General features: G+C 60.1%; 9 protein-coding genes, 1 tRNA gene and 1 pseudogene. 4 read left to right on the forward strand and 7 right to left on the reverse strand.

The features are described from left to right. Nucleotides 1-239: 239 nt before the first annotated feature. Complete coding sequence (locus AC0L3N_RS29360) at nucleotides 240-935, reverse strand: RlmE family RNA methyltransferase (RefSeq protein ID WP_473551019.1); 696 nt, start codon at nucleotides 933-935, stop codon at nucleotides 240-242. 100 nt (nucleotides 936-1,035) lie between these two features. Next, on the reverse strand, nucleotides 1,036-2,415 hold the full coding sequence (locus tag AC0L3N_RS29365) for a Ppx/GppA phosphatase family protein (RefSeq protein WP_473551020.1): 1,380 nt from the start codon (nucleotides 2,413-2,415) through the stop codon (nucleotides 1,036-1,038). A 521-nt stretch (nucleotides 2,416-2,936) separates the two neighbouring features. On the opposite strand from AC0L3N_RS29365, the gene AC0L3N_RS29370 reads away from it, so the two are divergent. Together AC0L3N_RS29370 and AC0L3N_RS29375 are read left to right on the forward strand one after the other, a co-directional pair. Continuing rightward, the gene (locus tag AC0L3N_RS29370; RefSeq protein WP_473551022.1) at nucleotides 2,937-3,869 is read left to right on the forward strand and encodes a lysylphosphatidylglycerol synthase domain-containing protein; all 933 of its coding nucleotides are present in this window, start codon (nucleotides 2,937-2,939) and stop codon (nucleotides 3,867-3,869) included. Nucleotides 3,870-4,211: 342 nt separating this feature from the next. Further along, a tRNA-Gln gene (locus tag AC0L3N_RS29375) sits at nucleotides 4,212-4,285 on the forward strand. Between the two features lie 149 nt (nucleotides 4,286-4,434). On the opposite strand, the gene AC0L3N_RS29380 is transcribed toward AC0L3N_RS29375, so the two are convergent. Further along, the gene (locus AC0L3N_RS29380) at nucleotides 4,435-4,719 is read right to left on the reverse strand and encodes a DUF982 domain-containing protein (protein WP_473551023.1); all 285 of its coding nucleotides are present in this window, start codon (nucleotides 4,717-4,719) and stop codon (nucleotides 4,435-4,437) included. 92 nt (nucleotides 4,720-4,811) lie between these two features. On the opposite strand from AC0L3N_RS29380, the gene AC0L3N_RS29385 reads away from it, so the two are divergent. Both AC0L3N_RS29385 and AC0L3N_RS29390 read left to right on the forward strand, forming a co-directional pair. Beyond that, a complete protein-coding gene (locus tag AC0L3N_RS29385; protein ID WP_473551024.1) occupies nucleotides 4,812-5,045 on the forward strand; it encodes a hypothetical protein in 234 nt (77 codons plus the stop codon). A gap of 214 nt (nucleotides 5,046-5,259) precedes the next feature. Next, nucleotides 5,260-5,484, forward strand: a complete 225-nt coding sequence (locus AC0L3N_RS29390; RefSeq protein WP_123147588.1) for a hypothetical protein — start codon at nucleotides 5,260-5,262, stop codon at nucleotides 5,482-5,484. A 203-nt stretch (nucleotides 5,485-5,687) separates the two neighbouring features. Here the strand turns inward: AC0L3N_RS29390 and AC0L3N_RS29395 are convergent, their stop codons facing one another. The 4 genes and pseudogenes from AC0L3N_RS29395 to AC0L3N_RS29410 form a co-directional block, all read right to left on the reverse strand. Beyond that, entirely contained in the window at nucleotides 5,688-5,972 is a 285-nt protein-coding gene (locus AC0L3N_RS29395) for a hypothetical protein (protein WP_095493788.1), read from the reverse strand. A gap of 885 nt (nucleotides 5,973-6,857) precedes the next feature. Beyond that, a pseudogene (locus AC0L3N_RS29400) lies at nucleotides 6,858-7,194 on the reverse strand (vitamin B12 dependent-methionine synthase activation domain-containing protein); the annotation flags it as partial. Between the two features lie 115 nt (nucleotides 7,195-7,309). Next, the gene (locus AC0L3N_RS29405; protein WP_473551062.1) at nucleotides 7,310-9,922 is read right to left on the reverse strand and encodes a bifunctional diguanylate cyclase/phosphodiesterase; all 2,613 of its coding nucleotides are present in this window, start codon (nucleotides 9,920-9,922) and stop codon (nucleotides 7,310-7,312) included. Nucleotides 9,923-10,331: 409 nt separating this feature from the next. Beyond that, nucleotides 10,332-11,198 (reverse strand): class I SAM-dependent methyltransferase, encoded by an 867-nt coding sequence (locus AC0L3N_RS29410; RefSeq protein ID WP_473551026.1) that lies wholly within the window; start codon nucleotides 11,196-11,198, stop codon nucleotides 10,332-10,334. Nucleotides 11,199-11,252: the final 54 nt, after the last annotated feature.

The raw sequence follows: 11,252 nt of genomic DNA on the forward strand, positions 1-11,252 counted from the left end.
ACCCCCTCGCGCACAATGCGCAAAACTGTTCGCGATGTCCTCGCACACCTGTTCGCGATGTCCCCAGTCCAAACATCCTTGTGGGAGAAGGTGGATGGGCGCGCAGCGCCGAGACGGATGAGGGGTGTTGGAAGAAACGAGGCGACGAAAACTGCAAGCGTGTTGCCAAGCTGGAGCACCCCTCATCCGACCGAGCTTCGCTCGGCCACCTTCTCCCACGAGGGGAGAAGGAAAAGACGCTAACCCTTAAAATCCTTCGCCAACAAATAAAGCTCCACCGACTCATCCCGCGAGGCCGGCGGCTTGACGTGATGGACCGAGCGGAAATTCTGCTTGAGCCTGGCGAGCAGCTCGTTTTCGGCGCCGCCCTGAAAAGTCTTGGCGAGGAAATGACCGCCCGGCTTCAGTACCGAAAGCGCGAAATCGGCCGCCACCTCGCACAGATACATGGTGCGGATGTGATCGGTCCGGCGATGGCCGGTGGTCGGCGCCGCCATGTCGGACAAAACGATATCCGGCTGGCCGCCCAGCGTTTCGGCGAGCTTTTCCGGCGCCTGCGGGTCGAGAAAATCCATCAACAGCACCGGCGCGCCGGGCACCGCATCCATCTGGAGATAGTCGATGCCGACGACATGCGGATGTTCGGCCGTCGATTTCGTCCGCGCGGCGGCGACCTGGCACCAGCCGCCGGGCGCCGCGCCAAGGTCGATGACCTTCATGCCGGGCTTGAGCAGATGGTGCTTGTCGTCGATCTCGATCAGCTTGTAAGCCGCGCGCGAGCGGTAGCCGTCGGCCCTGGAGCGCTGGACATAAGGGTCGTTGATGTGGCGCTGCAGCCAGCGGCGCGACGATTCCTTCAGGCCGCTTTTCTTCTTGATCCGCGTCTTCAGCACGCGAATGCCGGCAGAGCCTGGTTTTTCCGGTTTCTTGGTCATTGCTTGATTTCTTGTTCGAGCATGATCTTTTCCGAACCGAAGGTCAGCGTTAGCGAAAACCGGTTGCCACTTTTCGCTGACGCGGTCCTTCGGTTCGGGATCATGCTCTGCCACGCCCGTTGTTGCGCCAGACGCCGTCGTCGGCCATCAGTTCGCTCAATATGCCCTCGCGCAGGCCGCGGTCGGCGACGCGCAGCCGCTCCGACGGCCACACCGCGCGGATTGCTTCCAGGATGGCGCAGCCGGCCAGCACCAGATCGGCGCGATCGGCGCCGATGCAAGGGTTGGCGACGCGCTGCTGGAAATCCCAGCCGACCAGTTTTTCGACCATGCGGTCGACGCTGTCGCGGTCCATCCACAGCCCGTCGACGCGGCGGCGGTCGTAGCGTTCCAGGTCAAGGTGGACGCCGGCCAGGGTCGTCACCGTGCCCGAGGTGCCGAGCAGGTGGAATTTCGGGCTGGCGAGCACATGGCTCAGCCGCTCGCGCCCGTCAAAGGCGTGCAGGCGCACGGCCACATCCTCGACCATGGCGGCAAAGATCTCGCGGGTGACGGCGCGGCCGCCGAAGCGCTCGGCCAGCGAGACCACGCCGACCGGCAGCGACGTCCAGGAGACGATGTGGTTGGCGAGCCTCGGCGAGCGGTGGCCGGTGAGATCGATCAGCGCGATTTCCGAGGAGCCGCCGCCGATGTCGAACAGGACTACGCCTTGCGTGTCGCGGTCGACCAGCGAGCCGCAACCCGAAACCGCCAGCCGCGCCTCGGTCTGGCGGTCGATGATCTCGAGTTTTAACCCCGCCTCGCGCTCGACGCGGTCGAGGAACTCGGCGCCGTTTGCGGCCGTGCGGCAGGCCTCGGTGGCGATCAGTCTTGCCTTCCTGATCTTGCGGCTGCGCAATTTGTCGCCGCAGATCTTCAGCGCCTCGACCGCTCGGTCCATCGCCGGCTGCCCAAGCCGGCCATTGGCGGTGAGGCCCTCGCCCAGCCTGACGATGCGCGAGAAAGCGTCGATGACGCGGAACTGGCCATGCCGCGTCGGCACCGCCACCAGCAACCGGCAATTGTTGGTGCCGAGGTCGAGTGCGGCAAACACCGGCAGTTCCTGCACCGGCGGGCGGCGGACATCCTGCTCCGGCCTGCTTGGCGCAGCTGACGGCAAAGCCGCGACGATCGCCTCGGGCGGCCGGCTGGCTGGAACGCTGCCGGCGGGCGCCGACAGTCCGGCCGCTGCGAGGTGAGCGTCATCGCGCACAAAGACCTTGCGGCCGCGCCGACGTTTTCGCCGCTTCCTGGTCTTGGCCTTCTGATTCTGGCCATTCTGATGCTGGGACGCGTCGCCTGCCTGTCCGTGACCGGACCAAGGCTGCACCGGGCGGCCATTGTGCCGGCCGGCGGGTGGGCTTGCCTGGCCCGAAGGCGGCGGCGAAGCCCTGGACACGCCCACTTCCGGCGCGCCGGCGCCGGTGTCGTGGTCTTCCACTTCAGTTCCTTCCGGCGCCGCGCGAACCGGAGACCGGACGCAGCAGGCGCTTTCACGTGTTCTAAGTTGCCGCCAGACTAGCAGCGCCGGGCCGGATCACCAAGACATGAAATGCGTTCGCGGGAGGGGCGCTGAGATGGTGACCCATTCTCCCCTTGTGGGAGAAGGTGGCCGAGCGAAGCTCGGTCGGATGAGGGGTGCTGGACGGATCGCGGCGTTGAAGACGTAATCACTTCAAATTATTCGCTTTTTTCAAGCCGAGTTTCTTCCAACACCCCTCATCCGGCTCGGCGCTGCGCGCCGATCCACCGCCCGGGGCGAGTCACGGGCCTCGCCCGCCCTTCGGGCCCCACAAGGGGAGAAGGGAAGGCGCCAGCGCAGCGGCGCGCCTTCGCGGTTGAATAGCCGGCTTCGATAAGGCATTTCTGAAATAGCGGGAATGGACATTCGGAATCGCGGGCAGTTTTCCTGACGCGAACCCGGAAAGGGGCAACGGGGCTGCAGCGCATGATCGTCACGCCATGAACTGGAGGCGCTATTTCTGGCCGGTCGTCGGCGCTGCGGCGGTCGTCTTCTCGCTGTGGCTGCTGCTGCATGAGCTGCGCGGCATTTCGCTCGACGACGTCTGGGACGGCATCGTCGCCATCCCTGCCCGCGGCTGGGTGCTTGCCGCGCTGAGCTCGGTCATCGCCTATGCGTCGCTGGCCGGCTACGACCACATAGCGCTCCTGCATATCGGCAAAAAGGTCTCTTGGTTGTTCGTTACCCTGTGCTCCTTCACCACCTACGCGCTGTCGCACAATATCGGCGGCTCGGTGTTTTCCGGCGCGGTGATCCGCTACCGCGCCTACGGCACAAGGGGGCTAACTGGGCAGGATGTCGGCGTCCTGGTGGCGATCTGCTGGATCACCTTCGTGCTGTCGACGATCTTCGTCTCCGGCCTCGTGCTGGTCTTCGAGCCTGAAATCATCGACCGGTTCTCCGGCGTACCGCACCATGGCCTGACCATAGCCGCGGGCCTCGCCATGCTGCTGCTGGTGGCGGCATACGTCTTCGGCAGCTGGCTGCATCTCAGGCCGCTGAAGATCGGCAGTTTTCAGGTCCATTATCCGGCGCTGCCGATCGTCGCGCGGCAATTGCTGATCGGCCCGATCGAATTGCTGGCAGCGGCGGCGATCATCTTCTTCGCCCTGCCGGCGGCCGGCAATCCCGGCTATTTCGTCGTGCTCGGCATTTTCCTAGTGTCGTTCTCGATCGCCCAGATCTCGCATGCGCCGGGCGGGCTCGGCGTGTTCGAGGTCGTCTTCCTCGCCGGCCTGTCGCACATGGACCCGGTCGGCGTGCTGGCTGCACTGCTGGTGTTCCGGCTGTTCTACCTGATCATCCCGCTGGTGATAGCGCTCGGCGTCGTGCTGTATTTTGAGCACTCGCAGCTCGGGCGGAGTGAGAATTGAGGGGCACCGCCCCTTCTTCCTTCTCCCCTTGTGGGAGAAGGTGGATCGACGCGCAGCGCCGAGCCGGATGAGGGGTGTTGGACGGAACGCGGCGATGCCAAGCTGGAACACCCCTCATCCGACCGAGCTTCGCTCGGCCACCTTCTCCCACAAGGGGAGAAGGGAGAGCCCACGAGACAAGCGGCTCGCCCCGGAATGGGCAAGAGTGAGGGCAAGTCAAAACCTGAAGCAATTGCGCTGATTGAAGGGCTGGGCAGGCTTGACTATTTTCCGGCGGCGGCTACAAGGCACGCGCGGCGCCATCGCCGCCCTGCCCGCGCGGTTTTCTTCAACCGCGCCTGCTGGGGAATAGGTTAACGGTAGACCCACGGACTCTGACTCCGTTAGTCCTGGTTCGAATCCAGGTTCCCCAGCCAAGTAATTTCAAGCACTTAGCTACCAAAACGGCTAAAAACCATGTTGCTAAAGGCGTGTAACGAACAGCAACATAAGTCATTGATTTGTAACGATTGGTAAGGGTTGCGGGAAATCGCGATAGCAGCATGGAGCGGGCCGTTCCACCTCATTACATCAGGTCTTCAGCAACCCCGTCAAATTTCTTAAGGCCTGCGCTTGGACGCTTTCGCTTAAGAAGTCCCTGTTCAGATGCGGCCGCCTTGAAAGCAGCGAACGCAGCTTGGTGACTGCAATGTCCGGCCAGGCATTCCTCGATCATTCGGATTGCTTCAAGCCGGGACGGCTTTTCCATGAGTGGCCATGGTTGCTGAAGCGCCATCTCGGCGTCCGCTATCGAAGCGACCACCATCGGCTTGTTATTTAGGTAGACTGTAATCGGAATAAACGCCGCCATTTTTATCGCTCGCCAGGATTAAGGCGGTTAAACGCGAAGGCCATGGCGGTGGTTGCGTCATCGCGACTAACGCTGCCGATCGCATCGCGGACATGTCGCGCGCGGATCTACAGATCATCCTGCGTCGCGCCGCATTGATGCTCAGGAACGTCTCAGGCGTGCCGCTTGAGCCCGCAACGGAGGACGCGCTCAATTCCATCGCGGCTGAAATGAAAATTGGTCGGTCCGACCTCATTCAGATCGTGCTGCGCGAATGGCTGGAAACCAACGCCTATCTGCCTGTGCGCACGATAGACGAGGAAAGCGATACGGACGGCAACGCGTAGGCTGGGGCGCGACCTTTATGCCTTTATGTAGAAGACCCGCCGCTACATTTGCGAAGCGACGGGCCTCCACCCCATTCCCCCATACTTGACCTGCAATTGCGGTGCCAGACGTATTGACCCATTGCGAGGCACCTTATGGCTTCAACACAGCGGAATTACCGCCGAGCCGGGAACGCTTGCTTGTCTCGTGGGTTGAGATGCAGGAGATACAGGCGTGGCCAAGAAGCTGTCCATCGCCGGAATATTGCGACTTACCTCTGACCAACTGAAGAGGATCCGGAAACGCGTCGCCAATGGCGGTCACGTGGACCAGATGCAAGAGGTCGATGCCCTGGTGGGCCTCGCTAAAGAAATGGCCGACCGGCAACTAGCCGGGTTAGAAAGCCCGGCAGATGAAAACGATGGCTCTGTGCAAGACGGTGACGATGCAAAGGATTGAGCGTGGCGCCGGCCACCCCCCGCGAGCGACTGACCGTCGCTCACAAAATCATCCCCGAAATCGTTCGGTGAACCACGCTTTTTGCCACCCACCACCTTCATCGGCTTATGGGTCATCAGGCGCTTCGGCAAGTGCTCGGTGTGCACTTCAAGCAGGGGCTCGTTAATTCCTTTAGGCGATGGCGGGGTGCAGACGAAGGATTGTCATTGAAGTGCCCCACCAGGAAAGCCGATGGAATCTGTGTTATCCGATCCTCGTTCAACGGCATGTGCGATTTGTTTCAGCATCGCATGAGCCGCGCCAGCCGACATGACGAGGCGGCACACAATCACGTGTTCGAACTTTCCACGCTCGTAGATCGCTCGCTGCCGGCTGTAAAATATGCACCGGAAATTCCCGTCTCCCAAATTTTCCATGTCGGCCATCCCTGAAATGAAGACATCGGGGATGATGGCCGTTTCGACTAAGTCCATGATGGGATCGGTCATGATGCGTCTCCCCAATTGCCCCCAATTGCCGGGTTCCAACACCCGGCGTTGCTGACACCTGCAATTTTTGCAGGCTAAGGGAGCAACTGTCGTTTGATCAACTTGGAGATTGGGGTAGCCGGCACCTGCAATGGGAGAAGGATCTCGCATGCCGCATCCGCCTTACTATATTAGCAGTAGCGCATGAAGGGATTAGAATGCCACCCCAGCCGGCGCCGCTCTCGTTCCCCTCACGCCGGTTAGGCCCGGCGGCCCGCTGGTCACCCCCGATAGGCTGTCGGGCCGTCCTATCAAAAGCGCGGTGTTGACCAACGTGAGACGAGATCCAACCAACAACCCCGGCAACCGGCATCAAGGGCAGGCGCCACGGGCCGCCGGCCAACGACGAAGCAGGGCATTTCCAGTTCTGCCCCGTCTGTGGCCAGACATTCGACATGCGTGACCTCGGCCAGCTGCTCCACCATGCAGAGCCGTTGCCGACAGAACAATAGGTTCCCTCACAGTGTTCGTTCGAATGATGCTATTCCGTTGCCTTGAGCGCAAGTTTTTGGTCAGGCCACTACAGCGCCTCCTCTTACGCTCGCTGGTGGTCAAGGCCCAGCGGCCTCCAGCTGCCAGTCCCCCTCGCAACCAAGCCGCTGGGCCGTCTCCGCTAGAGGCAACGCGCAAGGCGATGCTGGCGCCGTTTGCGAGGGAGGCGCCAAATCGCTGACGGATTCCGCGGAAAAGGCACTGAAACAAGCCGTAGGCCGTCTTGGCGAAGCCCTGACCAATTCGGAACGGGTTCGCAGCGGCGTTTGAGGAGGTCGACCGACGATCCTCCGACGCCCCTTGATGATTCATGGGGCTCCTCGCCCCATCAGTTACGCACCGTAATTTCCCGCCTCACGCGGCTGCGTCAAGCCCTTGCGCCGGCACATAGTTGAGTATCGGGCCTAGCCAGCGCTCGACCTCAGCGAGCGGCATGCACTTGCGGCGCGCATAGTCCTCGACCTGGTCGCGTTCGACCTTGGCGACGCCGAAATAATAGCTTTCGGGATGCGACAGGTAGATGCCGGACACGGAGGAGCCGGGCCACATCGCAAAACTCTCGGTTAAGCTGACGCCGGCATTGCGCTCGCCGTCGAGCAGGCGAAACAGCGTCGCCTTCTCGGTGTGATCGGGCTGCGTCGATAGCCGGCCCCGGACGGATGCCGCGATAGGGTTCGCCGATCAGCTCGTCCGGGGCCGGGTCTCATCGGGTGCATGGGCGCCCAGAACTCCTCTGCCGTGATCGGCCAATCTCCAAATCCTAAGACTCAAGCGAAGCGCTACACTGTGACGTGAGGCGTATGCGCTTATACTCTACCCAACCGGAGCGGTTCATCCAAAATCCGTTCCGTGCGCAAACGCCGAGATCGAACAAAGGCCTTTAGTCCGTCGGAATCCAGCGCATGCCCGAAGGCATGGCCCTGCAGTATGTCGCAGCCCAAGCTCTTGAGTATCCGTGCGTGCTCCGTCGTCTCGACACCTTCCGCTACGACCTCGATACCCAGGGACTTGCCGATTTCAATGATCGACGAGACGACCTGCCTTCGTTGCGGCGATTTGACAATTGGGATGACCAGTTGGCGATCTATCTTCAGCCGGCGAGGCTGCAGCTTGAGCAAGCTGACTATAGAGGCGTAGCCCGTACCAAAATCGTCTATTTCTACGTCAATACCGAGCTCTTTTATCTGCTCAAGGTTCCAGGTAACAAAATCATCATTTTCGTCAAGGAAAATTGACTCAACGAGCTCGAATGCAACTGCTCCCTTCTTGATATTTAGTTTCCTAAGACTCTTTATGAGTTCCTCATCCTGAAGGCGGCGTGCCGAAACGTTGACTGACACCCGCGGGATGTGAAGATTCGCAGCAGACCACCCTTCGAGATCCAAAAGCGATTGCTCTAATATGTTTCGATCGATGATCGAGACGACATTCAATTCTTCCGCAATCCTTAGGAAGACGTCGGGCGCCAAAATCCCCTTCTCCGGATGTCTCCATCGCGCCAACGCCTCAACCCCAACAATTTCAAGCGTTTTTGCGTCAAATTGCGGCTGGTAGAAGGGAATGAACTCGTTGCGCTCAAGGCCGCCGAGAATTTCGTCGGCAATCCGTTTTGTGTCGACGATTTCGCTTTGCATCGCCTCGGTGAAGAATTCGTATCGATTGCGCCCACGCCTCTTTGCTCGGTAGAGCGCGATATCAGCGTTAACCAGCAGGTGTTTGGCTTCGACATCTTTTCCGTTATCGACTGCAATTCCCACGCTCACGCCAAAACGGCATCGATGGCCCTGATAGTAGACCGGTTCTCGCATCTGGCTGATGACGCGGTCAGCGAGCAGCCCCAGTTGCTTGATATCGTCATGCGCCTCGCACAGCACGATGAATTCGTCTCCTCCGATCCGAGCGACGAATCCCTCACCATCGACCTTGGATCGGAGGACAGTTGACGCGTGAACAAGCATTGCGTCGCCTGCGGCGTGGCCAAGCGTATCGTTGATGTGCTTGAACCGATCCAGATCTATGTGAAGCAGTGCCGCATACCCGCCGGCGCGCCTAGCGTTTGCAGCGTAATCTTCCAGCACTTGGTCGAGGTAACGCCGGTTCGGCAAACCAGTCAGCGAATCGTGGAGCGCAATGTGCTCTATGCGCGCCTTGGCCGACTCGAGTTCTGCATTTTTCGACTCGGAAAGCTGTTTTGCGCGAACCAGGTCCTTGTTCAGCAGGACATCGGCTGTCACATCCCATTCGGCGCCAATCATTTTTGGGGTGTCGTTTGCGACCCGGTAAATTATCGCCTTGGATCGGACATGGCGAATCTCGCCATCCGGCCGAATAATCCGGTACTCCGACAAATATGGCCCGCCGCCGGCCATCGCGCTGTCGAAATCGGCGTGGGCGCCAGCCAAATCATCCGGGTGGATTGCTCCTGCCCAGTCCAGGTAACCGCGGCGCTCCCCAGTTGGTTTGCCGTATATTTCATTGACGCGGTCGTCCCACGTAAGTTCGTTGGTCGCGAGATCGTGTTCCCAAACGCCAATAGCCGACGCTTCCAGAGCGAGTTCCAGGCGTCTCGACAATCGACTCAGTTCCGCATAGTTGCGCTGTCTCTCGCCAATCAGGCGACCCGTAACCAGGAATGGGATCACAACCAACGCCCCGGCCACTGCCATGATTGCGCGCAAGAACCACGCGTTGTCGGGCGTCGAAGGCCAGCCGTTTTTAGGAATGGCTGCGATCCGCCACGAACCGGACGGGAGCAGAACGTCGGCTGTCACCGGATTGCTTTTGCCGACGCGCTCATTGCCGAAGAATTGATCTCCACTTGGACCGAGAGCGTCCTTACCGATCAGCGCTATGTCAATCCCGAGATCATCGTCAAGCAGGCCGCTCGCCTTATAAAGGCGCTGAACGTCGACAACGGCCGAAATGATGCCCCAGAACCTTTCGGTGTTGCCCGCACTCCGTACAAAAACCGGGATACGACCGACGAAGCCTCGCCCTCCCTGCCTCAAGTCGACGGGACCGGCAAGAATTAGCTCGCGCTCGTCTCGCGCCCTTAGCGCGGCCACACGCTGCCGCTCGTCCTTGCGGTAATCGAGGCCTATCGCCTTCTCGTTGCCCTCCATCGGGTACATCAGGGAAATGACCAGATCGGGCGCGCCGGCAATATTCTTCAATTGCGAGCCCCTGCCAAACAGGTTGCTCGCGAGCGAGGCGAAGCGTTGCTGTCCCATATAGGGCTCAGTCACGACCGCCGCGACCAGCCCCTGCACCAGTTGAAGGTTTCCGTTGATGTTACCTTCAAGCTTGGCGCGGATAAGATTGACCTTGGCCAGGACATCCGCACGGGCGGCTTGATCCGAGACGACTTTGTTCTGGTGGTCCGCGAACGCTGCGCCAACGGCAATAACTATCACCGCCATTGCCGTCGGGATATTTGCCGACGAGAAAACAGCCTTCTTAATACCGCCGAACCTAGCGCGGAAAAGAGCCAATAGGCGATTCCTCAGCTGCTATTCAGGTTCTCGGGCCAACCCGAGTAAGGAATATTAGCTATCAATATTTAATTTTGACCTTCACTGGGTCCTAAAATCTTTGCACTTTCCAGCCGCCTGAGGTCGCCGGAGTGGTTGACACGGACCTGCGGCTCCGGCTGACACCTTAGAACTGCTTGCAGTCGCTGAAGGTGCATGGGTTCCCCCTCGGGCGATCGACTCGACCGCCGCTGAGAGCAGGAAAGCTCGGCGATCCCCACCGTCGAGGGATAACCGTGCTCACCTTTCCGGCATCAGATCGACAAGATGACAATGCAAAACGGGATCAATCGTAGGACTAGTGGCCCTCAATCGCCTTGGGGGTAACCAGGTATGGTATCTTGCCGACGCTACGCTTCGTCGCGCCAATGGAATAGGCCATTGGGATCTTGGGAGAGTTCTCTGGCAAGCCGTACATATCCTTGCCGGCCCTCACGGCAAATGAAAAGTGCTGCCACGAAACCGTGTCATGCTCATTGAGAAAATCCAGCGTCAGCCCAGCTGAAATCAGCGCGTTCACCACGTCACTGACCGGATGAATCCACTCATAGTAGCGCGGATGTTTCAAGATGCGGTCGTCACCGGTATAGGTGAGTTCCTCGTTCCATGCGAGTGGTCGAGCTATTGGCGTTCGCCAGTCGTGCTTGAACTCCAGCGCCGCAGCCTTGCGGTCACACTGGAACATCAACGGGTGGCCCTCGGCCAGATAGAGCCGGCCGCCGGGCCGCAGGAGATCGGCAACCACCCGCGCCCAGCGGAACACGTCGTCCAGCCAGTTTACCGAACCCCAGGTAACGTAAGCGATGTCAAAGGTTCGGCCGAGCGCCTCGACTGCCTCGAACAGTGGCGCCTCCACGAAGCGCACATTAGTGCCTGCCTTTGCAGCGAAATCCCGCGCCGCTGCGATCGCTGTCGGTGAAAAGTCGAGGCCGGTCACGCTGCCCGCGCCCAGATTCTTCAAGCTGATTGTGTCGAGCCCGATATGACATTGCAGATGGACGATATCTTTGCCGAGAATGTCACCGACCTCGCGCGTTTCCAACTCATAGAGATTGGATCCGCCTGCCAGCACATTTTCTATGTGGTAGCTGCCCGTTGTGTCGGTCGAATGCAGCTCGGCCCGATCATCCCAATTAAGGCGGTTCGCACCCAGAAACGGTTCCAAATTGCCCCCCTGCCGAGACTAATATTTGGTAAACAGAACGTTAATATACTTTGC

The sequence above is a fragment of the Mesorhizobium sp. WSM4807 genome (genome assembly GCF_055811615.1).